At 72.9% G+C, this 25,456-nt stretch carries 27 protein-coding genes and 1 pseudogene; 14 read left to right on the top strand and 14 right to left on the bottom strand.

The genetic code is table 11. From position 1 onward, the window contains the following. Window positions 1-539: 539 nt before the first annotated feature. The gene (gene aspS / locus HCN52_RS06320) at window positions 540-2,366 is read right to left on the bottom strand and encodes an aspartate--tRNA ligase (RefSeq protein ID WP_168087361.1); all 1,827 of its coding nucleotides are present in this window, start codon (window positions 2,364-2,366) and stop codon (window positions 540-542) included. Between the two features lie 174 nt (window positions 2,367-2,540). Here aspS and HCN52_RS06315 point away from each other — a divergent pair, with 174 nt between their 5' ends. Continuing rightward, window positions 2,541-4,604, top strand: coding sequence for an ATP-binding SpoIIE family protein phosphatase (locus HCN52_RS06315; protein ID WP_168087360.1), 2,064 nt, complete (start codon window positions 2,541-2,543; stop codon window positions 4,602-4,604). An 81-nt stretch (window positions 4,605-4,685) separates the two neighbouring features. Here the strand turns inward: HCN52_RS06315 and HCN52_RS06310 are convergent, their stop codons facing one another. The 3 genes from HCN52_RS06310 to HCN52_RS06300 form a co-directional block, all read right to left on the bottom strand. After that, the gene (locus HCN52_RS06310; protein ID WP_168087359.1) at window positions 4,686-6,212 is read right to left on the bottom strand and encodes an alpha/beta hydrolase; all 1,527 of its coding nucleotides are present in this window, start codon (window positions 6,210-6,212) and stop codon (window positions 4,686-4,688) included. Between the two features lie 251 nt (window positions 6,213-6,463). Beyond that, window positions 6,464-6,673 (bottom strand): MerR family transcriptional regulator, encoded by a 210-nt coding sequence (locus HCN52_RS06305; protein WP_168087358.1) that lies wholly within the window; start codon window positions 6,671-6,673, stop codon window positions 6,464-6,466. A 159-nt stretch (window positions 6,674-6,832) separates the two neighbouring features. Then, a complete protein-coding gene (locus HCN52_RS06300) occupies window positions 6,833-7,450 on the bottom strand; it encodes a DUF433 domain-containing protein (protein ID WP_209314215.1) in 618 nt (205 codons plus the stop codon). Window positions 7,451-7,737: 287 nt separating this feature from the next. On the opposite strand from HCN52_RS06300, the gene HCN52_RS06295 reads away from it, so the two are divergent. From HCN52_RS06295 to HCN52_RS06285, 4 genes are all read left to right on the top strand, one after another. Continuing rightward, window positions 7,738-8,601, top strand: a complete 864-nt coding sequence (locus HCN52_RS06295) for a GNAT family N-acetyltransferase (protein WP_168087356.1) — start codon at window positions 7,738-7,740, stop codon at window positions 8,599-8,601. Window positions 8,602-8,892: 291 nt separating this feature from the next. Beyond that, the gene (locus HCN52_RS06290) at window positions 8,893-9,789 is read left to right on the top strand and encodes a radical SAM/SPASM domain-containing protein (protein ID WP_168087355.1); all 897 of its coding nucleotides are present in this window, start codon (window positions 8,893-8,895) and stop codon (window positions 9,787-9,789) included. A gap of 37 nt (window positions 9,790-9,826) precedes the next feature. Continuing rightward, on the top strand, window positions 9,827-10,060 hold the full coding sequence (locus HCN52_RS25240) for a hypothetical protein (RefSeq protein ID WP_245174902.1): 234 nt from the start codon (window positions 9,827-9,829) through the stop codon (window positions 10,058-10,060). Between the two features lie 72 nt (window positions 10,061-10,132). Further along, a complete protein-coding gene (locus HCN52_RS06285; RefSeq protein ID WP_245174901.1) occupies window positions 10,133-10,600 on the top strand; it encodes a protein kinase in 468 nt (155 codons plus the stop codon). 251 nt (window positions 10,601-10,851) lie between these two features. On the opposite strand, the gene HCN52_RS06280 is transcribed toward HCN52_RS06285, so the two are convergent. The 4 genes from HCN52_RS06280 to HCN52_RS06265 all read right to left on the bottom strand — a co-directional run bounded on the left by HCN52_RS06280 (window position 10,852) and on the right by HCN52_RS06265 (window position 12,958). After that, window positions 10,852-11,079, bottom strand: coding sequence for a hypothetical protein (locus HCN52_RS06280; protein ID WP_168087354.1), 228 nt, complete (start codon window positions 11,077-11,079; stop codon window positions 10,852-10,854). 87 nt (window positions 11,080-11,166) lie between these two features. Further along, window positions 11,167-11,409: a hypothetical protein gene (locus HCN52_RS06275; protein WP_167969856.1), complete on the bottom strand. Its 243-nt coding sequence runs from the start codon at window positions 11,407-11,409 to the stop codon at window positions 11,167-11,169. 103 nt (window positions 11,410-11,512) lie between these two features. Further along, entirely contained in the window at window positions 11,513-12,034 is a 522-nt protein-coding gene (locus HCN52_RS06270) for a GNAT family N-acetyltransferase (RefSeq protein ID WP_168087353.1), read from the bottom strand. A 204-nt stretch (window positions 12,035-12,238) separates the two neighbouring features. Beyond that, on the bottom strand, window positions 12,239-12,958 hold the full coding sequence (locus tag HCN52_RS06265; RefSeq protein WP_168087352.1) for a GntR family transcriptional regulator: 720 nt from the start codon (window positions 12,956-12,958) through the stop codon (window positions 12,239-12,241). A 289-nt stretch (window positions 12,959-13,247) separates the two neighbouring features. Here HCN52_RS06265 and HCN52_RS06260 point away from each other — a divergent pair, with 289 nt between their 5' ends. The 3 genes from HCN52_RS06260 to HCN52_RS06250 all read left to right on the top strand — a co-directional run bounded on the left by HCN52_RS06260 (window position 13,248) and on the right by HCN52_RS06250 (window position 15,014). After that, entirely contained in the window at window positions 13,248-13,799 is a 552-nt protein-coding gene (locus tag HCN52_RS06260) for a hypothetical protein (RefSeq protein ID WP_168087351.1), read from the top strand. A gap of 181 nt (window positions 13,800-13,980) precedes the next feature. Then, complete coding sequence (locus HCN52_RS06255; RefSeq protein ID WP_168087350.1) at window positions 13,981-14,202, top strand: hypothetical protein; 222 nt, start codon at window positions 13,981-13,983, stop codon at window positions 14,200-14,202. 128 nt (window positions 14,203-14,330) lie between these two features. After that, a complete protein-coding gene (locus HCN52_RS06250) occupies window positions 14,331-15,014 on the top strand; it encodes a hypothetical protein (protein ID WP_168087349.1) in 684 nt (227 codons plus the stop codon). A 123-nt stretch (window positions 15,015-15,137) separates the two neighbouring features. Here the strand turns inward: HCN52_RS06250 and HCN52_RS06245 are convergent, their stop codons facing one another. Then, window positions 15,138-15,875, bottom strand: a complete 738-nt coding sequence (locus HCN52_RS06245) for an SDR family NAD(P)-dependent oxidoreductase (RefSeq protein ID WP_168087348.1) — start codon at window positions 15,873-15,875, stop codon at window positions 15,138-15,140. A gap of 92 nt (window positions 15,876-15,967) precedes the next feature. Here HCN52_RS06245 and HCN52_RS06240 point away from each other — a divergent pair, with 92 nt between their 5' ends. Next, entirely contained in the window at window positions 15,968-16,855 is an 888-nt protein-coding gene (locus tag HCN52_RS06240; RefSeq protein ID WP_168087347.1) for a LysR family transcriptional regulator, read from the top strand. Window positions 16,856-16,929: 74 nt separating this feature from the next. On the opposite strand, the gene HCN52_RS06235 is transcribed toward HCN52_RS06240, so the two are convergent. Then, window positions 16,930-17,970, bottom strand: a complete 1,041-nt coding sequence (locus HCN52_RS06235; RefSeq protein WP_312876569.1) for a Clp protease N-terminal domain-containing protein — start codon at window positions 17,968-17,970, stop codon at window positions 16,930-16,932. Window positions 17,971-18,293: 323 nt separating this feature from the next. Continuing rightward, entirely contained in the window at window positions 18,294-18,926 is a 633-nt protein-coding gene (locus tag HCN52_RS06230) for a TetR/AcrR family transcriptional regulator (protein ID WP_168087345.1), read from the bottom strand. Window positions 18,927-19,196: 270 nt separating this feature from the next. Here HCN52_RS06230 and HCN52_RS06225 point away from each other — a divergent pair, with 270 nt between their 5' ends. The 4 genes from HCN52_RS06225 (at window position 19,197) to xynA (ending at window position 22,334) form a co-directional block, all read left to right on the top strand. Next, window positions 19,197-19,631, top strand: coding sequence for an organic hydroperoxide resistance protein (locus HCN52_RS06225; RefSeq protein WP_312876568.1), 435 nt, complete (start codon window positions 19,197-19,199; stop codon window positions 19,629-19,631). Window positions 19,632-19,822: 191 nt separating this feature from the next. Further along, a complete protein-coding gene (locus tag HCN52_RS06220) occupies window positions 19,823-20,047 on the top strand; it encodes a hypothetical protein (protein WP_168087343.1) in 225 nt (74 codons plus the stop codon). 554 nt (window positions 20,048-20,601) lie between these two features. After that, entirely contained in the window at window positions 20,602-21,090 is a 489-nt protein-coding gene (locus HCN52_RS06215) for a DUF5707 domain-containing protein (RefSeq protein ID WP_168087342.1), read from the top strand. 518 nt (window positions 21,091-21,608) lie between these two features. After that, a complete protein-coding gene (xynA, locus tag HCN52_RS06210; RefSeq protein ID WP_168087341.1) occupies window positions 21,609-22,334 on the top strand; it encodes an endo-1,4-beta-xylanase XynA in 726 nt (241 codons plus the stop codon). 147 nt (window positions 22,335-22,481) lie between these two features. On the opposite strand, the gene HCN52_RS25895 is transcribed toward xynA, so the two are convergent. Continuing rightward, window positions 22,482-22,613, bottom strand: coding sequence for a hypothetical protein (locus HCN52_RS25895; protein ID WP_280923881.1), 132 nt, complete (start codon window positions 22,611-22,613; stop codon window positions 22,482-22,484). Between the two features lie 787 nt (window positions 22,614-23,400). Then, window positions 23,401-24,396 carry a pirin family protein gene (locus tag HCN52_RS06200; RefSeq protein ID WP_168087340.1) on the bottom strand — a complete coding sequence of 332 codons (996 nt, stop codon included), beginning with the start codon at window positions 24,394-24,396 and terminating at the stop codon, window positions 23,401-23,403. Window positions 24,397-24,616: 220 nt separating this feature from the next. Here HCN52_RS06200 and HCN52_RS06195 point away from each other — a divergent pair, with 220 nt between their 5' ends. Beyond that, window positions 24,617-25,351, top strand: a complete 735-nt coding sequence (locus HCN52_RS06195) for a DUF4232 domain-containing protein (RefSeq protein ID WP_168087339.1) — start codon at window positions 24,617-24,619, stop codon at window positions 25,349-25,351. A 15-nt stretch (window positions 25,352-25,366) separates the two neighbouring features. On the opposite strand, the pseudogene HCN52_RS24680 reads toward HCN52_RS06195, so the two are convergent. After that, window positions 25,367-25,456, bottom strand: a pseudogene (locus tag HCN52_RS24680) (CDP-diacylglycerol--serine O-phosphatidyltransferase); the annotation flags it as partial.

The raw sequence follows: 25,456 nt of genomic DNA, 5'->3' as shown, positions 1-25,456 counted from the left end.
TCGGGAAGCCGCGGCGATCGGGCCCGGGCCGGCGGGAGGTGCCGGGAGGGCTCCGAGTCCGCGATACGGCGGAGGGGACGGCGGGTGCACCGAGGTCGCGTCCACGCGGGACGTCACGGGCGGGCGGCCGCAGCGAAGGGCCTGCTCGGGCGCGTGACGCCGTACGGCCGGGCCGTACCGCGCGATGTTCGCGTACCTCAGATGCGCAACGTCCACCTCTATCGGAGACAACAGGACGTTTCCGACTGTACCGCGCCCCGTCCCGGCCGCCCACCGGTTTACGGTGCGACGCGCTCCGGCCGGCGGCCGCTTCGTCCCCAGGCTGTGGATATCTTTCACGGATCCGCCCGGGATCGCGCCGAGCGGCCGAACGCAGCGCGCGGACCTCGCCGACCCGCACGCCTCGCCCCGCTCTCGAGGACGGCCCGCCGGGAGCAACGGGCGGGGCGGCGGAAGGACACGGAGACACCACCGGCCGCCACCCCCGTGGCGGGGTGGCGGCCGGTGGTTGCGCGGTGTGCGGCGCGTGTGCGGCGCGGTTACTTCGCCGTGTCGCCGTCCTGGGCCGTGCTGCCGTCCTTCGCTTCGGCGGCGGCCTTGAGCGCCTGCTGCGCGGAGGGCCGCAGCGACAGGTGCAGCTCCTTCAGCCGCGACTCGTCGACGGTGGAGGGCGCGCCCATCAGCAGGTCCTGCGCGTTGCCGTTGAGCGGGAAGGCGATGGTCTCGCGGATGTTCGGCTCGTCGGCCAGCAGCATCACGATGCGGTCCACGCCGGGGGCGATGCCGCCGTGCGGCGGGGCGCCGAAGGTGAAGGCGCGCAGCATGCCGCCGAACTCGCGCTCGACGTCCTCCTTGGAGTAGCCGGCGATCTCGAACGCGCGGTACATGATCTCCGGCTCGTGGTTCCGGATCGCGCCGGAGGACAGCTCGGTGCCGTTGCAGACGATGTCGTACTGCCAGGCCAGGACGTCCAGCGGGTCCTTGCTGTCGAGGGCCTCCAGCCCGCCCTGCGGCATCGAGAACGGGTTGTGGGAGAACTCGATCTCCCCGGTGTCCTCGTTCTTCTCGAACATCGGGAAGTCGACGATCCAGCAGAACCGGAAGACGCCCTCCTCGAAGTGGCCCGTGCGGCGGGCGGCCTCGACGCGGACCGCGCCCATGATCTTCGAGACCTCGTCGTACGCTCCGGCGCCGAAGAAGATCGCCGTGCCGGCCTTCGCGCCGAGCCGCTCCACCAGTGCGGTGGTGTTCTCCTCGGTGAGGAACTTCGCGATCGGGCCGGTCAGGGCGTTGCCCTCCCCGACGCGGACCCACGCCAGGCCCTTGGCGCCCTGCTCGACGGCGAACTCGCCCATCTGGTCGAAGAACTTCCGCGGCTGGTCGCCGGTGTCCGGCACCGCGAGGGCGCGGACGTGCTTGCCGGCGAACGCCTTGAACTCCGAACCGGCGAACACGTCGGTGACGTCGACCAGTTCGAGCTGGGCGCGCAGGTCGGGCTTGTCCGAGCCGTACTTCTCCATCGCCTCCCGGAACGGGATGCGCGGGAACGGCGAGGTGACGTGCTTGCCGTTGCCGAACTCCTCGAACAGCTCCGTCATCACCTTCTCGATGACGACGAAGACGTCCTCCTGCTCGACGAAGCTCATCTCGACGTCGAGCTGGTAGAACTCGCCCGGCGAGCGGTCGGCGCGGGCGTCCTCGTCGCGGAAGCACGGCGCGATCTGGAAGTAGCGGTCGAAGCCCGCGATCATCAGCAGCTGCTTGAACTGCTGCGGCGCCTGCGGCAGCGCGTAGAACTTGCCGGCGTGCAGCCGCGACGGCACCAGGAAGTCACGGGCGCCCTCGGGGGAGGTCGCCGACAGGATCGGCGTCGCCATCTCGTTGAACCCCTGCGCGGTCATCTTCTGCCGGATCGCGGAGATCACCGCGGAGCGCAGCATGATGTTGCGGTGCATCCGCTCGCGCCGCAGGTCGAGGAAGCGGTACTCCAGGCGCCGCTCCTCGTTGACGCCGTCCTCGGCGTTGATGGTGAAGGGGATCTGCTCGGCGGCGCCGAGGACCTCCACGCCGGAGACCTCCACCTCGACCTCACCGGTCGGCAGCTCCGGGTTGACGTTGTCCGCGCCGCGCGCCACGACGGAGCCGTCGACGCGGATCACCGTCTCCTTCGACAGGGACGACAGCTGCTCGTTCACGTCGGTGCCGGGCCGCACCACCAGCTGCGTGATGCCGTGGTGGTCCCGGACGTCGATGAAGAGGATGCCGCCCAGGTTCCGGCGATTGTGCAGCCAGCCCGACAGTCGGACATCACTGCCGATGTCCGCGGAGCGCAGTTCGCCGCAGGTGTGGGACCGGTACCGGTGCATCGCTCAATCCAAGTCGTCCGAGAGCCAGGGTCAACGGTTCACCGCCGGTGGGCTCCGCGGGCGCCGACGGCTGAGCGGCAGCGGCCACGACAGCGACAGCCGGGGGCACCTCAGACTACCGTCCCGGCCCAGTCCCCTCGCCGTTCGGGCGTACTTACGCATAAAGTGAGACAAATGCGCACCGAGGATGTGCTGGCCGCGGCAGAAACCGGACTCTGGCGCTGGGACCACGCGACGGGTCTGGTCACGCTCGACGCCACCGCCGCCGGGCTGTTCGGCCTGCCCGAGCGGTACACCACCATCGGCGAGGCCACCGTCCGCGCCCGGGTGCACGTCGAGGACTACATCGAGCTGTACCGCGTGGCCACCCTCAGCGCCGCCGAGAACCGCATCGGCGAGAGCCGGCTGCGGGTCATCGCCGCCGACGGGACGGACGCGCGGACCGTCCGCGCCCGGGTCCGCGCCCACGGCGACGGCGACGACTTCGCCATGAGCGGCACCCTCATGGAGGTGCCGCCCAGCACCGCCGTCGCGGCCCCGCTCGGCCGGGACTGGCGGCTCTCGCGCGAGGCGTTCCTCCTCGACGCCGGCCGCGCCCTCGCCGAGGCCCGCACCACCGGCGAGGTGCTGCGCGTCGCCGCGGGGCTCGCCCTGCCCGGCTTCTCACCCGACGGGCTGATCGTCTTCGGCGTCGAGGCCGGAGAGCTCACCGTCGTCGGCCACCACGGCTACGCGATCAGCGCCACCCCGCAGCGCCGCCGGGCGGCCCGCGGCTTCGCCCCCACCCTCGACTCCCCGTACCCGGCCGCCGAGGCCATCCGCTCCGGCCGCGCCGTCTACGTCTCCGGCCCGGCCGAGTACGAGCAGCGGTTCCCCGAGGCATGGCCCTACGTGAAGGAGTTCGGCCGCTGCGCCTGGGCCTACCTGCCGCTGATCGTCGGCGGCCGGACCATCGGCGCCTGGATGGCGTCGTTCCCCGAGCCGGTCTCCTTCAGCCCCGACGAGCGGTCCGTGCTGACCACCGTCGCCCGCATGCTGGCACAGGCCCTGGCCCGCACCCACGTCTTCGAGACCGAGCGCGAACTCTCCGCCGACCTCCAGCACACCATGGCGCCCGCCGCCAACCCCGAGATCCCCGGCGCGCAGCTCATCGCCCGCTACGTCCCCACCGGCGGCGGGCTCCAGATCGGCGGCGACTGGTACGACGTGATCCCGCTGCCCTCCGACCGGGTCGCCCTGGTCATCGGCGACGTCCAGGGCCACGACGTCCGCGCCGCCGCGATCATGGCCCAGCTCCGCATCGCGCTGCGCGCCTACGCCGCCGAGGGCCACCGGCCCGACACCGTGCTCTCCCGGGCCTCCCGGTTCCTCTCCGGGATGCCGCTCTCCGGCGACGACCGGTTCGCCACCTGCCTGTACCTGGAGGCCGACCCGCGCACCGGCACCCTCGACGTCGCCCGCGCCGGCCACCCCGACCCCGCGGTGCGCCTCGGCGACGGCACCCCCGTGCAGCGGCCGACGGTCGGCGGCCCGCCGCTGGGCGTCGTCCCCGACTGGTCCTACCCGACCACCCGCATCACCCTCCAGCGCGACGAGACGCTGCTGATGTTCACCGACGGCCTGCTGGAGACCGGCGGCCACACCCTGGACACCGGCTGGACCCGACTGGCCGGCATCCTCCGCGGCGAGCCCGCAGACGATCTGGAGAAGCTGGCGGACCGCCTCATCGAGGGCGTGCACGGGCCGCCCAGCCACAGCCACACCGGCCCGCTCACCGACCGGCGCGAGGACGACATCGCGCTGCTGCTGTTCAGCCTCCAGCACCCCCAGGACCCGGAGCGCCGGCTGGCCGTCACCGTCGACCAGGCGGCCCCCGGGCGCATCGCGGAGGCCCGCCACCAGTTCGCCGAACTGCTCCACGACTGGGCGGACCCGGACCAGGCCGACGGGGCCGTGCTGATGCTCTCCGAGATGCTCACCAACGTCCTGGTCCACACCGACACCGACGCGCTGCTCACCGTCGAGATCACCGGGCGGCCCCCCGGCCGGCGGCTCCGGGTCGAGGTCGCCGACGGCAGCGACGACCTGCCGCGCCGCCGCGAACCGGGTGAGATGGCCTCCTCCGGCCGCGGGCTCCTCCTCATGGAGAACCTGGCCGACGCCTGGGGCGTCGACCCGCGCGGCGACGGCAAGGCCACCTGGTTCGAACTCCACGAGCGGTCCTCGCAGCCCGGCTGAGCCGTCGGGCGCCGGCCGCAACGCGGAGGCGGACCGGCGCGGCACGCGCCGCCCCGGTCCGCCTCCGCGTCGCGGCGAGGGTCAGTCCGCCTCGCAGGCGACGTCCTCGTCGGGACGCTCGCCGGTGACGAGGAACTCGGTGACCAGATCGTTGGCGCAGGTGTTGTCCTGCATCAGGTAGGCGACGTGGCCGCCCTGGTCGGCGGTGACCAGCCGTGCGCGGTCGCCCAGCGCCTCGTGCATCTCCCGGGCGCCCGCCAGCGGGGTCGCGGGATCGCGGAGGTTCTGGAGCAGCAGGATGTCGGCCTCGCTCCCGTCGGTGATCTCCACCGGCTCCTCCACGGACTCGGCCGGCCAGAACGCGCAGGGGGTGACGTTGGCGGCGGCGGCCCCGAACAGCGGGAACTCCTCCCGGTCCTCCGCGACGTTCCGCGCGTAGGTCTCGACGTCCGTCGGCCAGTCGCTGTCGTTGCAGATCACGTGCAGCTGGCTCGCCAGGTAGTTGTCCGACGGGATGTCGGCGCCGGCCGCCGCGACCAGGTCGGGGTCGACCTCCGGCTGCGGGACCTCCTCGCCGGTGTCCAGCGCCTGCCAGACCTCGGCGAGCTCCGGGAACTTCTCGTCGTAGTAGAGGTGGTCGAACGTCAGCTGGCGGAAGACCTGACCGGTGTAGCCCTCGGGGCTCGGCTCGGCGTCCAGCCGGTCACCGAGGTCCAGGTAGGTGGCCTCGACCTCCGCGGGTGTCTCCCCCAGCCCGTAGGTGTCGTGCTCCGCGGCGGCGAACTCGGCGAAGTCGGGGAAGCGGTCCTCGAAGCCCTCGGCGAAGCTGCGGGCGAAGTCGGCGTTCCAGCCGCCGGGCCCGGTGACGCTGTCGAGGACGACCCGGTCGGCCTGCTCCGGGAAGAGCGAGGTGTAGACCGCACCGAGGTAGCTGCCGTAGGAGATGCCGAAGTAGGAGACGGTGGACTCGCCCAGCGCCTCACGGACCCGGTCCAGGTCACGGGCGGTGTTGGCCGTGGTGATGTACGGCAGCAGGTCGGCGGTCGGGGAGTCCGCGCACTTCTCCGCGACGGCCGCCACCCGCTCGGCCTCGGCGGTGACGTCGTCCTCGTCCCGGGCGTGGAGCGGGATGTTGGTGGGGTGGTCCGTCAGCTCCAGCTCGCACGTCACCGGGGTGCTGTGGCCGACGCCGCGGGGGTCGACCCCGACCACGTCGTAGGTGTCGAGGACCTCCTGCGGCACACCGAGCTCCGCCAGCTGCGCCGGCATCTGGAGCGTCTGGCCACCGGGTCCGCCGCTGTTCACCAGGAGCACGCCGTGCCGGTCGTCGCCCTCGGCGGCGAGCCGGGAGACGGCTGTCCCGATCGTCTCCCCGTCGGGGTCGTCGTAGTCGAGGGGGACGTCCAGGGTGGCGCACTCCAGACCGGGGACGGCGACGTCGTCCGGGCAGTCGGTCCAGTCGAGGCTGTCGCCGTCGGCGGGCGATCCGCCGTCCGCCACGTCGGTGGCGACCGGCTCGCTGTCCGTTCCGTCGGCGGAGGAGCATCCTGCGAGAGCCAGCGCCGACACCAGCGTGAGGGCGACGAGGGGGGTGCTTGGCCTTCTCACCGAGGTCCTTTCCGTGGGGGGCGGGGCCACCGCCCCAAGGAGAGGAGGCGTCCCGCGCGAACAGATGCTCGACTGCCCCGGCCGGGCGCGGCGAACCCATCCGCGGTGTCGTTGTCGCTTTTCGATCGGCTCACCGACCGCATGGCGCGGCCCCCCGCGCCGCCCTGCCGCTGCCGTTGCCGGGCCCCTGGCGGCCGCCCGCGGGGGCGGAAGCCGGGTCGGCGGCAGACCGGGCCCGGACGGGCGGGGCCCTACGCGCCGCTCTCGATGAGCGACGCCAGCCGCGCGTCCGCGCGCAGCAGCGCCAGCGACCGGCGGCCGATCTCCTCAAGCCGGGCGTCGAGCGCGGTGACCGACTCGCTCACGTCGTCCAGGCTCCGCACGGCGGTGACGGCCCGCCGGACCTCGGGGACGCGGTAGCCGCCGGCGCGCAGCGCCGCCGCGATGCGGGCCTCCCGCACGGCGGGCAGACCGTAGCGCCGCGCCGACCCGACCCGAGTGGAGACCCGCTCCGGCGCGACCAGCCCGGCCTGCCACGTGGTCGACCTGGTGGTCCGGGAGGAGGCGCCGCAGCATCTCCACCAACTGCACCGGCACGTTCTCGTCGATCAGAATCCGCATCAGGCAGAACGTGCACCGCTGGTATAGCTGTCCACGTACAGCGCGAAGGAGGCCGCCTCGCGCGCGGCATCGGCCGACACCCCCGGGTAGTACGCCGCGATGTCCTCCGGTCGCACGCCGTCCTCGACCAGCTCCGCGACGACGTCGAACGGCACCCGGGTACCGGTGATGACGGGCGCTCCGCCCTGGGTTCGGGGATCGACGGAGACGTGCGGTTTCGGCTGCAGCAGGTGAGGGACCACGACGCCGGGGCGGGGGGCGAACTCCAGCAGGATGTCTGCCAGGGTCGCGATCACACGCTGGCCCGGCCGGGCGACCAGGTCCGTCCCGTGGTCGTCGTCCCCGACGAGCACGATCGAACCGTGATCGGCGACGAGCGAGTAGCCGGAGAGGTGCTCCACCTCGCCGATCTTCTTCAGGTTGGCCAGTGCTTTGCGGATCTTCTGCAGCGATACGTCCTGCCGCAGGTGCGCGAACGTGCGCAGGGCCAGCACGTCGCGAAAGGAGTAGAGGGCAGGGCGGGAGGACAGCTCGGGGCGCAGAACGGGGCCCTGGCCGCGGTCCTGCCGCCAGGTCCGCAGCTGACCCGTGGTGGCTCCGGACAGGGCAGCAGCCATACGTGTCGGGTAGGCCATGGGTCTCACCCCCGGGACGGATCGCGGTTCGTACGGGCATCATGGCAGGTCGCCGCGGGCACAGCCACATCCCGTCAACAGCGGCCGGTCGCCCGTCGGCGCTCCTGACCCGAAGAGGTGACACCGGTTGACGGGCGGCCGTGAATCCGCTGGAGGAACCGTCGACCTGCGGCCGGGTGCCCGCCTCGTGCCGGGCCGGACGCCGACGCGCACGCCGAGCGGTGAAAACCGGGTGCGTACGGCGGTCCGGTCGGTGTCTCATCGGGCCCATGACGATCGAGCTCCGAACCCCGGGCCCCGACATGACGGACGTTGTGCTGGACGTGCTCCGGGAGTGGCAGGGTGAGGGCGCGGCCGTCCAACTCCACCCCGGGGACGTCGGCTGGTTCCACCGGTTCGGCCCGGCGGCCACGACGGCGGCGCTCCGCGTCTGGACCAGGCACGGGCAACCGGTCGCGGTCGGCCTGCTCGACGGCCCCCGACTGCTGCGGCTGAACGTCGCACCGGAGGCCTACGGGGACAACGAGCTGGCCGAGCGGCTCGTCAGGGATCTGGCCGACCCCGCGCACGGCGTTCTCGGCGAGGGCCGGGCCGTCGTCGAGGCACCCATGGCGACTTCCGTGCACCGGCTGCTCGCCGAGCGCGGCTGGGCGGCCGACGAGCCCTGGACCCCGCTGCGCCGCGACCTCACCGACCCGGTCCCCGACCCCGGCCTGCGCATCGAGGTGGCCGGCCCCGATCGGGTCGCGGACCGGGTGGCCGTGCAGCGCGCGGCGTTCACCGGCTCCACGTTCACGCGGGAGCGCTGGGACCGCATGGCGGCGGGAGCGCCCTACGCCGACGCGCGGTGCCTGGTGGCGTACGACGACCGGGGGGCGGCCGTCGCGACGGCGACGGTGTGGTCCGCCGGACCGGGCCGTCCCGGTCTGCTCGAACCGCTGGGCGTCCACGCGGAGCACCGCGGACACGGCCACGGCAGGGCGATGGCCGTCGCCGCCGCGTCGGCCCTGCGCGGGCTGGGGGCGTCGTGCGCGCTGGTCACCACCCCGAGCTCCAACGTTCCCGCCGTCGCGACCTACCGCGCTGCGGGCTTCCGCGCGCTCCCCGAGACCCACGACAGCCGCCGCGAGTGAGGCATCCGCTGCCGGACTCGCGGGCACTACTCCCACGCGGGCCGGCACGGGTCGCAACGTGAGGGCTGCCGCAACGGTCGGACGGGATCGGTCCAGGCGGACGGACAGCAGGTAACCGCCGATCACGAACGTGCACCGTCGGCAGACCGTGCGCTCTCGCCCGCGCCCACCGCTGACCGGCGTCCGTGAAGCTCCCCGCGCACGTCACAGGCCGCGTGTGCGCTGGTGCAAGCGATGGGAGAAGGGCATGACCGAACCCGCCGAGCGCGTCGCTCCGCGACAACCTTTTCCATGATCTGGCTCGATATCACCCGGAAATGCCAACTCGCCTGTGTGCACTGCTACAACAGCTCCGGCCCGCAGGGCACCAAGGGATCGATGCGGCGTGAGGACTGGTTGCGAATCGTGCGCCAGGTCGCAGACGAGGGAATTCCGAACATCCAGTTCATCGGAGGCGAGCCCACACTGCACCCGGACTTCCCGGAGTTTCTCACCACCGCCCTCGGGCGCGGTCTGGAATTAGAGGTGTTCTCCAACCTCGTGCGGGTCAGCGAGGAGATCTGGGCTTTGCTGCGTCATCCGCGGGCATCCTTGGCGACTTCGTACTACTCGGTGGCTGCCCGGACACACGACGCGGTGACCGGCCGCAGCAGCCATGCCCGGACTCGCCGGAACATCGTGCGGGCTGTCGAGCTCTCCGTGCCGATTCGTGTGGGGATCGTCGGTGACGATGCGGAGGAGATCCGCTCTGCCCGGCGGGAGCTCGAAGGCCTCGGGGTCACTCGGCTCGGCGTGGACCACGTGCGGCGATTCGGTCGCGCTGTCGGGACGGAGCCGCCGCAGATGTCGCAGCTGTGTGGGCGCTGTGGCTCCGGCGCGGCGGCCGTCGGGCCCGACGGGGCGGTGTCGCCCTGCGTGTTCTCGACGGAATGGCAGGTAGGAAATGTTCGGGATCAGGACCTGTCGGCTGTCCTGGCAGGCCCGGCGATGCGCCGCGCGAACAAGGCCATCCGGCACGCGGTGTCCGGGTCGCGGGACACAGCGGGCACCTGCTATCCGAAGCAGCATCCGTGCTTTCCTGCGGGGCAACCGTGCGAGCCGCGAGGAGACGTCCCGCCGGCCTGCAATCCTGAGGACTTCGAGTGCGCGCCGGGAACACCAAGCACGGGGTGCAACCCGCATCGCTGATGGGAAGAGGAATGCCGTGGTTCGCCCGAGAGACGAAGTGAAGGAGCTGATTCGGCCATATACCGGGAACGTCGAGGATGTAGGACACGACAACCGAAGCTTCACCGACCTCACGATGGTGCTGGACGCGGACGGCGGCCGGGTCTTCGTGAAGGCAATGCGGAACCGGCCGGGTGGGCGACGCGACCAGTTGCTCCGCGAGAGAGAGATCAATCCCTTTGTGCGTGAGTTCGCCCCCAGGCTGCTGTGGTCGGCTGAGAACGAGGACTGAATCGCTCTCGGGTTCGAGTACGTGACGGGGAGGCATGCGGACTACTCGCCGGATTCACCGGACCTCCTGCGCGTGATCCGAGTGCTCGACCGTCTGGCGCTGAACGATCCGCCCGAGGTGGCTCGAGAGTGGCGCGAGATGCGCTGGGACTGGTGGGCCGACGAAGGCGACGCCGCACATTTCGTCGGGAACACGCTGCTGCACGCCGACATGAACCCGGACAACTTCCTCGTCGGGGAACAGCGCGTCTGGCTGGTCGACTGGGCCTGGCCCACGGTGGGGGCGGCGTTCATCGACCCCGCTCTGCTGGTCGCTCAGCTCGTCGCCGCTCATCACCCGGTGGAAGCGGCCGAGCAGCAGCTCACCCACTGTCCCGCCTGGGCGGACGCCGACTCGGCGGCGATCGATGCCTTCGTGATCGCCTACGCGCGGATGACACGGGTCCGGGCGGCCCGGCAGCCGGACCGGCCGTGGGTGAGTGCCATGGCGGACGCCGTCGGGGCGTGGGCGCGCCATCGGCGGCTCACGGACTTCATGTAGCCGCTCCACCGCTGATCGCACCCTTCTCGTGCCCGGCAGGCAGGGGAAGGCTGGTCGGACGCCGCAGCGACTCGTCGAGACGTGCGGGCGGCTGCTCAGCCGTGTTGCCCCCACATGCTCGGCTCCACGAGAACGCCCCGGTCGGTTGAGCGCTCGACCACCAGCGGTGCGCGTGCTCCGGCACCGCGCAGCCACCGGTGCCGTGTGCGGCTCGTGCCACGACGCCTTGTCGGCGGCCACTGCCCGGAGGTTCAGGTGGCGAGTCGGTCCTTGACCGCCGCGTAGGCGAGGAGCAACCCGACCGCTTCGGCTGCTGCGGTGATGACCGTCCAGAGGACGATCTCGGCGGCGGGGTGGTCGCCGGTGGCGCCGGAGAGGCCGGCGGTCAGCAGGATCGCAGCCGTGGTCGCCAGGCATGCTGCCGCCACCCAGCAGAACTGGCGGCGCGTGCGCAGGCGGCCGAACATCACGCCGAGCATCGGGTTCCTCTCACCTCGCCTGTCCGACAGTTCGTCAGCTCGTCCTATCGGCGCAGCAGCACGCTGCCCCGATAGGGCGCCGCGCGGCTACCGGCCGGCCGTGTGGTCCTCCGGGCGCCAGGCCCGCGCGCAGGCGCGGCACTCCAGCATCCCGTCCAGGCGGTCGCCTCGACCGCTCAACGTCCTGGTACGCCCGCCGCCGCAGCCGGGGCACCGCAGGCCCTTGCGGTTGGCCCACCGCGGGCTCGGTCGCCAGACCGCGAGGACGATCCCGATACCGCCACCGAGCACCAGCAGAACCAGCAGCGTCACGACACCCAGACCCGACATGTGGCCCCTCCCTCCGACGTGAGTCGAAGGCTACCGGTGGCCCGACGGCGGGTCAGCCGAATGATCCGCAGGCGCCTCGCCGCCCCCAGGGGCGCGTTGCCGGTCAGCCGGGCCAGCTGTAGCAGGCGGCGGGTGCGCTGCCGCCGTTGTGCAGGTGGTCGGTGTCGCCGAGGTACCGCCAGCCGAGCCGCCGGTAGAGGCGGGTCGCTGCCTGGTCCTTGTGCAACACGTCGAGCACCAACCGCTGACCGGCCGCCTGCGCGTGGTCCATCACCGTGCGGACCAGCAGCCGGCCGACGGACCGGTTCCGAGCGTCCGGACTGACGAACAACCGCGCCAGCGCCCGCAGTTCGTCAGCCGCGAAGCTCTCGTCCCGGTCTCCCTTCCGGATCAACCGCGCCGCGTCCTCACCGTCCGCCGCCATGAGCGCGACGTGCCCCACGACCACACCGTCCAGCTCCGCCACCCACGACCGCAGCACGGCGGGAGAGGAGACCCAGACAGTCGGATCCGCGACCCCTTCGACCGGATACCCGTCCACCGCGTGGACCTTCACCAACAGGTCGGCCAGCAGCGGCAGATCGCCGGGCAGGAGCGGTCGGACGATCACTGGCTCAGTCTTCACCGGCAACTCCTCTTCGGCTGGGCCCCTGGTCCGGCCAGTAGCCCGGTGTCGTCTTCTCGGTACGTGCGCGGACTCCTGTGGTCGCCGAAGTGTTTCTCCGGGAAGCTCCGCTCTGCCGGGGTGCCCTGAGGGGAACGTCGGCAGAAGGCGCCGCCGGGGGGCACGGGCAAGTGTGGCGTCCACTCGGGCGGGTGCCCGTTCTCATCACAGTGCGGACGACCACCTCAGTACCGAAGCTCCACGAACGATCTTGGTGGCCACCTCCACCACTCGGCCATCCCGCAGCCATACCGTCCGGGTGACACTGGTGACCGTGCTGCGTGGGGCACTCAGCCCGAGCAACTCTGCTTCGTCTCCTTCCGCGGGGCGTGAGGTCACCTCCTCAAGGACCTGGGACTGCGCGCTGTTCAGTCGGGATGCCGCGAGTTCTCGGCTCCCTCCGGTTGAGCTGGGCCGCGTCAGTTCGGGCACCGCTTCCACGACGTACTGCGGGTAGTAGGACGTCGAAAGGTGCACTGGGGCTCCGCCACGGCTCACGAGCCGCCGGCGGGCGGTGACGGGCGTCCCGGGCTCGACTTCGAGACGGCTCGCCACTGCCTCGGGAGCGCCGATGGTGGTGACCTCCAAGATGTCGGAGATCTCGTCCCCGGCGAGTGCCCTTCCCGACTCGGCGTGCATCTCGACGCGCGCAGGAATGCCACTGCTGCTGTGAGGGGCAACGATCGTTCCGGCCCCGCTGCTCGCCGAGGTGAGACCGGAGATCTTGAGTTCCTTGTACGCGCGGGCCGCCGTGGCCATGCTCACGCCATGTTCGGCCATGACCTCGCGAACGGTCGGCATTCGGTCGCCAGGCCGTAGAGCGCCAGTCCGAATCTTCTCTCTGTAGTGCGCTGCGATCTGCGCGTATCCGGTGCGTGCGGACATCACTCCTCCTCGCGTGCTGAGCGGCTGCTTGTTTTGCTCTACATCTTGCTCTACTTTTTGGTAGAGCGCTGCTCCCAAGGCAAGCACATGCCGCGCCTGTCGGCACAGCTCGCTTTCACGCGATCTGGTGGCGGTCCCACGCCATCAGCCGCCGGACAGGGGCGAGATGGCAGATGGCCCAACCGAGAGAGGTGCCGAATCGATGACCAGGACGAAACCGGCGCCGTGGAGTGAACCGCCGCCTGGGGAGCAGCTGCGGCACCCGGGCCCCTTCGGGCCCACAATCGCCGTGACAGCTGTCGGACCGAGCCTGCCGTGCGAGGAGCTCCGCCTCAGGACCGCTCTGTTGCGCGAGGCGATCGACGCGCACCTTGCTCTTCTCCGCTCCGCTGTTCCGCACTCGTCCGCCCCGACGCCGCCTCCCGCCGACGGAGTGTGGTGCGAGACGGTGGTGCGGAGCCCGGACGCGGGTGCGGAGTGGCATCTCGGGGGCGGCTGGTCCACGACGGCGGCACTGGCGCTCGGCTGGATGCGCGGCGCGGCGTTACGTCTCGCGGACGCCCTCGACCCCCGGCCGGCGGACGGCCCGTTCCCGCCGGGCTGTCTGCGCCTCGCCGCGCCCGACGACGGCAACCCCGGCGCGGTGTTCCGCGACTGGGCCGCCGACGCCGAGTACCAAGCCGTGCAGCGAGCGGCGCTCGACGCGGGCAGGCCGGTGAGCGTCAACAGCCGGGGACCGGACGTGGTGTGCGGCAGCGGGGAGGTCGACGTCCTCTACTCGCTGTCGGCTCGCCCGGTGCGGGCCGGTGCTCCGTCGCGCCGTGTGGTCAGGGCGCTGTGAGCCGGGCCCACCCCGCGGCCCGGGCTGCCGCCGGAGCGTCACCGGGCGGCGCTTCCGTCCGACCGTCCACCGGAGGTTCCGTGCACGACGGCACCCGCTTCGTCCGCGACCGGCGCTACCGGTTCGACTGGCGCGACCGGCGCCGGAAGGCCGTGCAGCGCCCGGCGCGGAGGACCACGCGGTGACCGGGTTCCCGTCGCTCCGTGCCTCGTCGCTCCGCCTCACCGCTGACCAGGTGCGCATCGGCGACCTGATCGCGTTCGCCGGCGGGGCGCCGCCCGTCAGCTTCACCGAGCACCGTGGCGGACTCGTGCTGCTCGAACTGGACGGCACCGTGCGGGTCACGCTGCCGCCGCGCACTCCCGTGGTGATCACCCGACCCCGCCGGCGGCACCGCCGCTGACACCCGGCGTTGAGTCCGCTCCCCGCCCGTCGGAGCTGCGGTGACGCCCGGAACCAGCCCGATTGTCAGTGGCCGGTGCGATGCTTCGAAGGAGCATCTGACGGAGCGGGCGCGGCGCGGAGGAACCCATGAGCGAACCCACGACGACCACCCTGCACCACACCGGGTTCGACACGGCCTGGTGGGGGAGCGACCTGGGCTCCTACCGGCCCTGCGACGCGACCTACCAGCGCTACCCGCTGGAGTCGCTGCCCCCGTTGGACCCGGCGCGGTTCGTCGGGACCTTCGACTGGCTGGCGGCGAAGGGGCAGCCCGTACCCGGCGAGGTCGCGGCCCTGGAGTTCCTCGCCCACCGGCTGTCCGAGGCCGGGTTGAGCCTGCCGGCGGACTTCACCACCTTCTACACCCACAGCGGACTCCTCGCAGCCCTGGACGAGGTGTCGGTGACCGCCTGCTGGACGGACATCTCCGACCCGCTGCCGTGCCCGTTCGACCCCGGCGCGCGGTTCGTGCAGTTCCTGCGGGACCAGCAGGACTGCCTGATCTGGTACCTCTACCTCCGCCCCGGCAAGCCCGCCGCCGTCGTCGTCTCGCCGTTGATGCACAACGACGAGGAGGAGGAGCCCGAGTTCACCCCGGCCGAACTGGACACCCTCCGCACCCACTTCCACGCCTGCGCCGACTCGTTCGAGGAGTTCGCGTACCGGTTCTGGACCGAGAACAACCTCTGGGGCCACGCCCGCGACCGGTTCGCCGACGACACCGCCCTCCCGCCCGCCCAGCGGGCCTACCTGGCCCACTACCTGCGCTGACCGCCGATCCGTGCCGACCAGCGCCGATCAGTGCCTTGCACGGGGTCCCGACGCCCGCCGAGCTCCGCCTGTCCCCGCCCCCACCCCGTGCGCGTCGCGGGGGCAGGGACGGAACGGGGCGGCTCACCAGGGGACGGTGCCGTCCTCCTCGAAGAACCCGCCGCTCGGCCCGCCGTCGGGCAGCGTGGCCAGTCGGATCGCGATCGCCGCGCCCTGCTGCGGCGTGCGTGGCCCCAGGAAGCCGGTGAAGTCGGTCGCCACCAGCCCCGGGCAGACGGCGTTGATCAGGATGCCGGTGTCCGCGAAGTGCCGGGCGTACTGCACGGTGACCGCGTTCAGGTAGGACTTCGACGGCGCGTACGCCGCCATGACCGGCCCGACCTGCGCGGACGGGTCGGCCTGGCGCGTGACGGACCCGACCGAACTGGAGACGTTCACGATCCGCGGGGCCGGCGACCGCCGCAGCAGCGGCAGCAGCGCGTTGGTCACCCGGATGACGCCGAGGACGTTGGTGTCGACCACGGCGCGGACGACGTCGAGGTCCAGCGCGGTCGGCTCCTGTCCCAACCCCGGGTCGCGCGGGCCGGATATCCCGGCGTTGTTGACCAGCACGTCCAGCCGCCCCGCCTGCCGCTCGACCAACGCGGCGGCCTCGGCCACGACCCGGTCGTCCGTCACGTCCAGCGGTACCCCGAACGCCTCCGCCCCGCCGGCCCGCAGCCGTTCGACCGCCGCCTCGCGCCGCTCCGCGTCACGGGCGCCGACCGCCACCCGGTAGCCGCGGGCCGCCAGCCCCGCCGCCGTCTCGTACCCGATGCCCTTGTTCGCGCCGGTGACCAGCGCGGTCTTCATCTCGCTCATGCCGTCGATGCTCACGCCGGACCACCCGCCGCCGCCAACACCGATGCGGTGCACTGTGATACCCCACGGGTATCGGACACTACGCTGGCCGGATGGACACGCTGGAGACCCGCGAGCTGCGCTACTTCCTGGCGGTGGCCGAGGAGTTGCACATCGGTCGCGCCGCCGAGCGGCTCGGCATGGCGCAGCCGCCGCTCTCCCGCGCGATCCAGCAGCTCGAACGCCGGCTCGGGGTCCTCCTGCTGGTCCGCAACCGCCGGGGCGTCGCCCTCACCGAGGCGGGCGAGGTGCTGCACCAGGAGGCGCGCGTCGTAGTGGACGCGGCCACCGCCGCCGCCCGGCGGACCCGCCGTGCCGCCGCCGGGAACGACGGCAGCCGCACCCGGCTGGTGCTCGCGGTCAAGGCCGGCGACTCCCACGACCTGCTGCGGCGGCTGCTGGGCGCCTACAGCGCGGAGCCCGACGCCGCCGAGGTCGAGATCCTGCCCAGCGGCACCTGCGAACAGGGCGAGATGCTGCGCGACGGCCGCGCCGACGCGGCGCTGATGCACACCCCGTTCAACTCCCTCACCGGCTTCGACAGCGAAGAGCTGCTCACGGAGGGGCAGATCGCCGTGCTGCCCGCCCGGCACCCTCTCGCCGCCCGGGCGACGCTCACCCTCGCGGAGGTGAGCGACATCCCCGACCTGCCGCTCGCCCGTTGGGCCCGCGACGGCGTCCACCCGCCGGGCCCCGGCCCCGCGATCACCGACCAGACCCAGCTGGCGCAACTCATCGCGCTCGGCCGGACCGTCGCCATCCACCCCGACTCCGCCCGGGCCTGGCTGTGGACCGAGCACGCCGCCGTCCCGCTGATCGACGGGCCGCCCGTCGTGACCCACATCGCCTGGCCCGCCCACTCCCGCTCGCTCGCGCTGGCGGCGCTGGTTCGCACGGCGACGCGGTGCACCGACGCACCACGCCCCGACCCGTCCGCCTGAGCGGCTCGTCCGCGTGAGCGGCACGGTCGCGGCGGGCGCCCGGGGCGCGCCGCGGGGGAGAGGCGCGGTCGGGTTCAGGCGCCGGGGCCGGCCGTGAGCGTCTCGACCAGGGCGCGGGCACGCGTCGGCTCGGTCAGCAGCGACTCCACCAGCGGCCCGGTGCTCTGCGCGGGCGCCGAATCCCGCTCGCCCTCGGCGCGGGCCCGACCGCCACCCGCTGCCGCTCTCACGTAGTCGTCCGCGGAACGCGGGTCCCCCGGCAGCTCGGCCCCGCCCCGCCGCACCACCTCGTGCAGCGCCGCGTAGGTCACGCCGCGGGCGGTCAACTCCGCCCCGCCCGCGAAGGGCTCGACCTCCGCACCGTCGGGGGCGTTCACCATGTGCGGGTAGGCCGCCGTCACCTCGCGGACGGCCAGCGCCGCCAGCAGCAGATGCTCGGTGCGCACCGTGCGGTCCCCGAGCCTGCGTGCCTGCTCGCCGGCCTCGTGCCGTGTCCAGTCCACCGGCAGATCGGCCCACTGGATGCTTGCGAGCCGGGCGATCAGCCGCCTGCGGAGGCCGATCCGCTGGTAGCGGGCGCGGCCCAGCAGGATGTCGCGCGTCGGGTGGAGCAGCGGGTCGAGGCCGTCGTCCGTGACCGTCTCGACGCCCGCGAGCCGGTCCCGCACGGCCTGCGGGGAGGAGCCGCACAGCGACAGCAGCTCCGCCGCGCCGGTGCCGTCCCGGGCCACCAGCGCACGCAGCAGATGGTCTGCGGTCAGCTTGTCGGCACCGTCCTGCCGGGCGGAGTCGATGGCGGCTGTCAGCGCCTCGGCGGCGGCCGGGGTGTACCGGTCCCGCTTCCCGCCGTGCTCGCCGAGGACGTCCGTCGCCGGCACGCCCGGCCCGCTGCCCTCCTCCGCCTGCCAGACGTCATCCGTCTTGCGCTTGCGGCGCAGCACCGCGATCGCGGCCGACCGCGTCATGCCGACCGCGTTCAGGGTCTCCCCGGCGCGGCCCTTCGCGCCGCACACCCCGGCCAGCAGATGGTGCGTGCCGATGGGCGTGTCCTCGTCCGCTCCGCTCGCGCCCCGGGCCGCACCGAGGACTCCGGCGGTGTTCCAGTCGGGTTCCACGACGACCACCTTTCGTTTCGACGTACGGAGGCCGATTCTCGCGGGCGGTCGGAACCGTCCGCGTCCCCCGAAGGGCGCGACCCGTCGAGACGTTCGGATGACACGGGCCGTTCGGCGTCCCGGCGCGGGCGTCCGCACTCCGTTGTGGCGCGCCCCCCCCCGCGGCCCGGCGCGCGCGTCGGCGCGGGCCGGTGAGGCGCAGGCGGGCAGGCCGACGTGCTGTGCCGGCGCGGCGCGCCGGGGCGGTCGGGTCGTCGAGCCGGTCGAGCCGGTCGAGCCGGTCGGGTCGTCGAGTCCGTCGGGCCGTCGCGGCGGCGGACCGGTCAGCCGGTGGGCCGGTGCGCGGCCACCACGGCGAGCGCGGCCTGTTCGAGGTCGCGGCCGACCGCCTCCGCGTCGCCGAGGTAGCCGGCGACCGTGGCACCGTCGCGCAGCATCATCAACTGGTCGGCCGCGGCATCCGGCCGCTCGATGCCCGCGGCGCTCAGCAGCTCGCGCAACTCGCCGACGAACCAGGCGCGGTGCTCGGCGACGACCCGGCGCACGGGGTGGTCCGGCTCGGCGAACTCGGCCGCCGCGTTGATGAACGGGCAGCCGCGGAACCCGGGGCGGCAGGTTTCCGCGCCGATGCCGTGGGCGAGGAGACGCAGCGCGCGGGGCAGGTCGTCCCCCGCGGTGCTCCGGAGCCCGGCCACCGCGTCCCGCTCGTGGGCGGCGCGCCGCCGCAGGTAGGCGACGAGCAGGTCGTCCTTGGTCCGGAAGTGCCGGTAGAAGGTGACCTTGGTGATCCCTACCCGCTCGATCACCCGGTCGGCGCTGACGGCGCGCATGCCGTGCGCGTAGAACAGTTCGCCGGCGGTGGCGAGGATGCGTTCACGGGTGGCCGGGCCACCGCGTTTCGCGGGGGTGCCCGGCGCCCCGCCGGTGGCGGCCACCGCGGTGTCCCGGGTGCTCATCCGTCGTCCTCCTGGTTGCGGCGCGCGGCCCGGCAGGGGCTCGCGGGCCGGTCGTGGCGCGCCGGAGCGCGCAACCGGCGCGGTGGCCGGTCGTTGCTCGGGAGCGAGCGGCCACCGGCGGTCCGGGGCTTGCGCTTCGTGCGTACCACTGTAGGCTCATCCTCGTAGAGTTACTAGTTCGTCTACATGCGCCGTGGTGGTCACGCCCTCCCGCGTGGGCCCCGCCGCGACGCGACCGTACGCCGCCCGCACCAGCCCGAGGAGCACCACGTGTCCGACGCCAAGACCCTCTACACCGCCATCGCCACCTCCACCGGCGAGGGCCGCCGCAACGGCCGCGTCACCACCACCGACGGCTCGGTCTCCGCCGATCTGGCCATCCCCACCGAGATGGGCGGCACCGGGGAGGGCACCAACCCGGAGGCCCTCTTCGCCTCCGGCTATGCCGCCTGCTTCCACTCCGCGCTGAAGCACGTCGCCGCCCAGGAGAAGGTGCAGATCAAGGACTCGGCCGTCGTCGCCGAGGTCAGCCTCCACCCGAACGACGAGGGCGGCTTCAAGCTCTCCGTGGCGCTGCACGCCGAGTGCGGCGGCGTCGACCAGGAGACCGCCGACCGCCTGGTCGCCGCCGCACACACGGTCTGCCCCTACTCCAACGCCACCCGCGGCAACATCGACGTCACGGTCGACGCCACCGTCGGCTGACCCCGCGCCCGGCCTCCCCGGCGCACACCCGGGTGTGCGCCGGTGGGGCTAGCCCGCGCCCGGCCGCCGTCCCTCACCTCCCTCCGCTGCCGCTCCCTGGCCGATTCCGCCCGCAGCGCCCGAGCCGCCATGGCTGAGTCGCCCTCAGGTGGGCATGCGAACGACACCGCACGTCGTCAGGAGGTCGCATCATGAAGAAGCGCACACGGCAGACCGTCGCCGCCGCGATCGGTGTCGTCGTCGTCCTGGTGGCCGGTCTGCTGCTCACCGGAGGCATACCGGACGTCGTCGCCGTCATCGTCGCCACGGCCCTCGGCCTCGCCGCCGCCTGGGGCGCCAACCTTGCGCTGCGCAACAAGCTCGGTGAGCCGAACCCCGCCACCTCCCCCGGCTCCCGGCCCGAACAGCACCCCTGACGCCACCGCCCGCCCCCGCGCCGAACCGGGACCGCCACGGGCGCCGACCGTGCGGCACCGGGCCCGCGGCACGGGGACCCGCCGTCCGGCGCCGCCCCCGCTCCACGTCCTTGCGCCGCTGCCGTCGCCGCGCGACCGGTCCATCTGGACCGCGCCCCCGCTCCGCGCCGCGGCCGTGAGTCGCGCCCCGGGGCGGTCGGCGACCCCGGCGCCGGCGCGGCAGCACCCGTCTCCCCTCGCGGTCAGGCATCGCCGCACCCGCGCCCTCTCGGGCATCGCCGCAGGTCGGCAGCGAGGCACGGCTGCTGACGGAAGCGCCCGGGCGAGCTGCGGCGGTCGACGGCCCCCGGCACGGCGGGTGGAGAACACCCCGGCCGCCTCTATCTCTGGTTGAGGAGACCGATCGTCCAGCCGGACGAAGAGCAGGCCGGGTGCCCCGCCATAGATTCGTACTCAAGCACAGGGAACCGCACACGGATCGCCGAACGGCGGCCCAGCCAGTCCATCGCCCTCTCCGCGTGGAACGCCGGTCCCTCTTCCCTTGAGGAGTTCTCATGAACAAGCGTGTTCTCGTCTCGGCCGTCGCCGGTGTCGTCGCGGTCGGCGCGCTCGCCGCCGGTGGTATCGCGGTCGCCGCGAGCGGATCGTCCGACGAGCTGGCGATCAGCAACACCCAGGCGGAGTGGACGTCCGAGCCGGACGGGACCTCGGTGTCCCTCACCGTCACCACCGACGTCACCGGCGACTTCTCCGGCGACTCCGCCCTGAAGTCCCTCCAGGTCGTCGCCCTGCCCGAGGACTTCGAGGACGCGTTGATCGAGGACATCATCAGCTACGAGGACGCGGCGGAGTGCGAGACCGTCTCCGAGAAGAAGATCTCCTGCGTCCACACCGCCACCGACGACGGGGACTACGACGGCGAGGAGTACGAGGGCTACGCCGAAGCGCTGGCAGGCGAGTGGACGGTGTCCGTGCTCGCCACGACCGAGAGCGGCGAGACCCTGTTCGTGAAGGACGCCACGACCTTCACCGTCAGCTTCTGACCGGCGAGCCCGGCTCCACCGGCCGTCACCGTGCAGCACACCCCGGGCGGGCCCGCACCTCCCGGGCCCGCCCGACCACCGCTCGCCCCCCGCTGCCTCCCGCCGGCCGCCGATCAGCCCGGCCACCGGTCCGATAATTATCGGAATCGAGGGCTGGCGAAGGCGACGGTTTCGGCCGACATGGCGCTCCTCGTCGGCCCGCCAGGAGTGTGACCTGCCATGAACGCCAACGGGCGTGGCGAATGCTCCACCTCTGTTCCGGAAGTGTTGCGGGAAGCGTTGACGCGGCGTCCGGTCCGCCGCACCATTCTGGGCACGACGCGCCGACGGCCCCCGCCGACCGTCGTACCCGGGCCGCCCCGCGGTCCGGCTCCGGCCGTGGACGAGCCGACGCGAAGGCCGGAGCGCACCACGTGTTCCACGCCGCCGCCACTCCGACGGCGGTCCCCCCACCCCCGCGAGGCCGGCACGGGTCGTACGCGCAGGCCGGCCATGCGGCGGTATCCAGGAGGAACCACATGGCGAAGAACCCGAGCCGCCCCACCGACCCCGCCGCGACGGAGCAGCCCGACACCCCGCAACGGCCACTCAGCCGCCGCCTGTTCCTCGGCGGGGTCGGCGCCCTCACTCTCACCTCGTCGACGCTGCTCACCACCGGCACCGCCCACGCCCAGACCATCACCCAGAACCAGGAGGGCACCCACGGCGGCTTCTACTTCACGTTCTGGACGGACGCCCCCAACACCGTCTCGATGACCCTCGGCAACGGCGGTAACTACAGCACCAACTGGCGGAACACCGGCAACTTCGTCTGCGGCAAGGGCTGGCGCAACGGTGGCCGCCGCAACGTCGGCTACTCGGGCAGCTTCAACCCGTCCGGCAACGGATACCTCTGCCTCTACGGCTGGACCTCCAACCCGCTGGTCGAGTACTACGTCGTCGACAGCTGGGGCAACTACCGGCCCACCGGCGAGCACCGCGGCACCGTGCACAGCGACGGCGGCACCTACGACATCTACCGCACCATGCGCTACAACGCCCCGTCGGTGGAGGGCAACCGGACCTTCCCGCAGTACTGGAGTGTCCGCCAGTCCCGCCGCGTCGGCGGCACCATCACCACCGGCAACCACTTCGACGCCTGGAACCGCGCGGGCATGGGCCTCGGCAACTTCAGCTACTACATGGTCCTCGCCACCGAGGGCTACCAGAGCAGCGGCAACAGCAACCTCAACGTCTGGGGCTGACCCCGCGCCCGCCCCGGCCCCGCACCCGCCTCCGGCACGGAGCAGGGCCGGGGCGGGCGAGAGCCACCGCCCGGCGTCGGGCCGATCGAGCCGAACCGTGAGGCCGCCGCCGTCCTGACTGTTCGCAGCGGCGCCGGTCGTGCTCGCTCAACCGGCGATCCACCCGAAGCCGGCGGAGTTGCCTTGCCCGAGGCCCCAACTCCACACCACTGAGAGCACGTCGGGGTTCCGGAGGACGGTCGTCTCGACCGTGGCGCCGGGCTTCTTGCCGGATCCCACGCTGAACGAGCTTTTTGGCCCGTCGAGTCGACAGAGTGCAGCTCGATCTCCGGCTTGAGTCCCAGCGTCTCCGCGCGCACGAGGTTGCCTCGGAGGTGCTCCGCCCAGCCGGGGCCCCGGTAGCAGCCACTGCTGCCGGGGCCGCCGCTCGCCACCCCGTTGGCCGCACGTGCTCTTCAGGACCACCGGGGTGACCGTTCGACATGTGGCCCGGCCGGAGGAGAAGAACGGCAGCTCCACCGGGGCGAGGCCGGTCACGCGCAGGGCGACGCCGCCCCAGTCCAGCACCTCCCGCCCGGCCAGGCCGCGCGCCACGGCCTCGAGCAGCTCGGGCAGCGGGCTTCCGAACTCGATCGTTCCCGCTCCGCCTGCGGCGAAGAGCGGCCTCGGCTGCGGGCCGCGTGCGGAAAGGACGGCGCGCCGTGCCCGAACGGGGCCATGCGATGCACGCCGTGGATCTCGGAGTGACGTCGGAGCCCCGACGCCCGGGGCCTGTCGGGCAAGCAGCCCGTAGACGAGTGCCCGGCCCGGTAGGAGCACCGACGGCCACGGGGCCCCGAGCCGATGTGGTCGCGCTGCTCGCCGTGGCGCCATCAGAACATCCGGTTGCACGATCAGCCACGGCAGTCGGCGGATGGAGTGGACATCCGAAAGTTTCCGGCGGGTCGACTCGGTGGGTGTGCTGACCCCGCCCCCGCCCCGGGGCGGCGGGCAGCGCGACGGGCCCGGCAGCCGTGGCTGCCGGGCCCGTCGTGGTGGTGCGGGTGTCGTGTGCCGTCTGGGCACGTCAGTCGGCGGTCGGGGCCTCGTCGCCGGGGGTGGTGTGCGGGACGGGGGCGGGGACGCGGCCGAGGCGGCCGGCCTGGAAGTCCTCGAACGCCTGGCGCAGTTCGGCCTGGCTGTTCATGACGAACGGACCGTAGTGTGCCATCGGCTCCCGGATCGGGCGCCCGCCGAGCAGGATGACCTCCAGGTTCGGGGTGTTGCCGTCCTGCTTGTCGTCGGCGCGCACGGTGATGGAGTCGCCGTCACCGAAGACCGCGGTCTGCCCGAGCTCCACCGGCCGGTGGTCGGTGCCGACGCTGCCGCGTCCGGAGAGCACGTAGGCCAGGCCGTTGTAGTCGCTCTGCCAGGGCAGGGTGATCTCGGCGCCGGGGGAGACGGTGGCGTGGACCAGCGTTATCGGCGTGTGCGTGACGCCGGGGCCGCTGTGGCCGTCGAGGTCGCCCGCGATCAGGCGCAGCAGCCCGCCGCCGTCCGGGGTGGTGAGGAGCTTGACGTTGCCGCCGCCGATGTCCTGGTAGCGGGGGCTGGTCATCTTGTCCTTGGCCGGCAGGTTGACCCAGAGCTGGATGCCGTGGAACAGGCCGCCGGTCATGACGAGCTTCTCCGGCGGCGCCTCGATGTGCAGCAGCCCGGAGCCGGCGGTCATCCACTGGGTGTCGCCGTCGTTGATGACGCCGCCGCCGCCCTCGCTGTCCTGGTGGACGAAGGTGCCGTCCATCAGGTACGTCACGGTCTCGAAGCCGCGGTGGGGGTGCCACGGGGTGCCCTTGGGCTCGCCCGGCGCGTACTCCACCTCGCCCATCTGGTCCATCATGATGAACGGGTCGAGGTGCCGGTACTTGATGCCCGCGAACGCGCGGCGGACCGGGAAGCCCTCGCCCTCGAACCCGGTGGGCGCGGTGACGACGCCGAGCACGGGACGCGGGCGCGCCTCCTGTGCTGCGGGCGGGGCGACGGCGGGCAGGGTGAGCGGGTTCTCCACGGTGATCGCGGGCATGGTGGCCTCCTTGGCGTACCGCCTCAGGTTAGTTGAACTCTCAACATTCCGCACGGTGGGCGCTATTCCCGCGCGCCGGCGACTGTGTGTGCGAGCCCGCTGTGCAGCGGTGCCGGAGCGGGTCGGGGCCGGGCCGGGGCGGCGAAACGTCCTCCGGCGGATTCGGCTCGGATGGTTCGGGCCGGTGTGGGCGGCGATCCCCTCGGGCAGGCGGCACCGCATGGACAACGGGACCGAAGCCCCGAAGCAGGGCATAAGCGAGCAGAGCCACCACGCCGCCGCCGTCGAGGCGGTCGCGACCGGACGACCCCGGCGGGCCGCAGCCCGCCGACGACCGCGCGGGGTCCTGGCGGTGGCCGCCGTGGCGGTGCTCGCCCTCACTGCCTCCGCGTGCGGATCGGGCGACGACGACAACGACGGCGGCACGGACCAGGAGACCACCGAGCCGGACGCCGACATCCAGCCCGACCCGGACGTCGAGGAGCCGGGGCTGACCGGCGGCACGGACGACCTCGGCGCCGACGCGGAAGGCGGCGCGTTCGAGCCGTGCAGCGGCGAGACGCTGGAGGCGTTCCTCACCGGGCCCGAGGACGACGGCTCCGAACGCACCGTCCACACGCTGGAGATCATGAACCTGGGCGCGGAGACCTGCGAGCTCGCCGGCTTCCCGACCGTCACCCCGTTCGACGCCGAGGGCAACCCCATCGGGGAGCCGGCGACCGAGGAGGACCAGCCCATCGGTCCGCTGGCCCTCGACCCGGACGGCGGTGTCACCTACGAGCTGCGCACCGTCGGCGAGGACGCCGCGACCGGCGAGTGCGGCGACCCGGCCGCCGAGCTGGAGATCGTGGCCCCCGGCGAGAGCGAGGGGTTCACCATCGCCACGGACGCCGGCGACTCCACTCCGCCGGTGGTCTGCGACGACCTGTTCGAGATCGGCATCGCCGACCGCTGACGGACGGCCCTGCCGGCCGACGCCGCCGGTGCCCGTCAGGTGCGGGATCAGCACACCCGAGGTGGTGAAGTAGACGGCGAGGAAGCCGCAGGTCGCATTGGCGAG

It is taken from the genome of Streptomyces bohaiensis (assembly GCF_012033785.1).
Taxonomy (GTDB): Bacteria; Actinomycetota; Actinomycetes; order Streptomycetales; family Streptomycetaceae; genus Streptomyces; species Streptomyces bohaiensis.
Note: the sequence above shows the minus strand (reverse complement) of the source record. Positions and strands in the feature narration are given on the sequence as shown.

Coding starts and splice junctions, on each gene's coding strand:
- HCN52_RS06250 (WP_168087349.1), top strand. CDS start 14,331: ATGAGCGAACCCACGACGACCACCCTGCACCACACCGGGTTCGACACG.
- xynA (WP_168087341.1), top strand. CDS start 21,609: ATGGCGAAGAACCCGAGCCGCCCCACCGACCCCGCCGCGACGGAGCAG.
- HCN52_RS06200 (WP_168087340.1), bottom strand. CDS start 24,396: ATGCCCGCGATCACCGTGGAGAACCCGCTCACCCTGCCCGCCGTCGCC.
- HCN52_RS06265 (WP_168087352.1), bottom strand. CDS start 12,958: ATGTCCGCACGCACCGGATACGCGCAGATCGCAGCGCACTACAGAGAG.
- HCN52_RS06220 (WP_168087343.1), top strand. CDS start 19,823: ATGAAGAAGCGCACACGGCAGACCGTCGCCGCCGCGATCGGTGTCGTC.
- HCN52_RS06275 (WP_167969856.1), bottom strand. CDS start 11,409: ATGTCGGGTCTGGGTGTCGTGACGCTGCTGGTTCTGCTGGTGCTCGGT.
- HCN52_RS06290 (WP_168087355.1), top strand. CDS start 8,893: ATGATCTGGCTCGATATCACCCGGAAATGCCAACTCGCCTGTGTGCAC.
- HCN52_RS06280 (WP_168087354.1), bottom strand. CDS start 11,079: ATGCTCGGCGTGATGTTCGGCCGCCTGCGCACGCGCCGCCAGTTCTGC.
- HCN52_RS06215 (WP_168087342.1), top strand. CDS start 20,602: ATGAACAAGCGTGTTCTCGTCTCGGCCGTCGCCGGTGTCGTCGCGGTC.
- HCN52_RS06315 (WP_168087360.1), top strand. CDS start 2,541: ATGCGCACCGAGGATGTGCTGGCCGCGGCAGAAACCGGACTCTGGCGC.
- HCN52_RS06195 (WP_168087339.1), top strand. CDS start 24,617: ATGGACAACGGGACCGAAGCCCCGAAGCAGGGCATAAGCGAGCAGAGC.
- HCN52_RS06245 (WP_168087348.1), bottom strand. CDS start 15,875: ATGAGCGAGATGAAGACCGCGCTGGTCACCGGCGCGAACAAGGGCATC.
- HCN52_RS06300 (WP_209314215.1), bottom strand. CDS start 7,450: ATGGCTGCTGCCCTGTCCGGAGCCACCACGGGTCAGCTGCGGACCTGG.
- HCN52_RS06295 (WP_168087356.1), top strand. CDS start 7,738: ATGACGATCGAGCTCCGAACCCCGGGCCCCGACATGACGGACGTTGTG.
- HCN52_RS06230 (WP_168087345.1), bottom strand. CDS start 18,926: ATGAGCACCCGGGACACCGCGGTGGCCGCCACCGGCGGGGCGCCGGGC.
- HCN52_RS06240 (WP_168087347.1), top strand. CDS start 15,968: ATGGACACGCTGGAGACCCGCGAGCTGCGCTACTTCCTGGCGGTGGCC.
- aspS (WP_168087361.1), bottom strand. CDS start 2,366: ATGCACCGGTACCGGTCCCACACCTGCGGCGAACTGCGCTCCGCGGAC.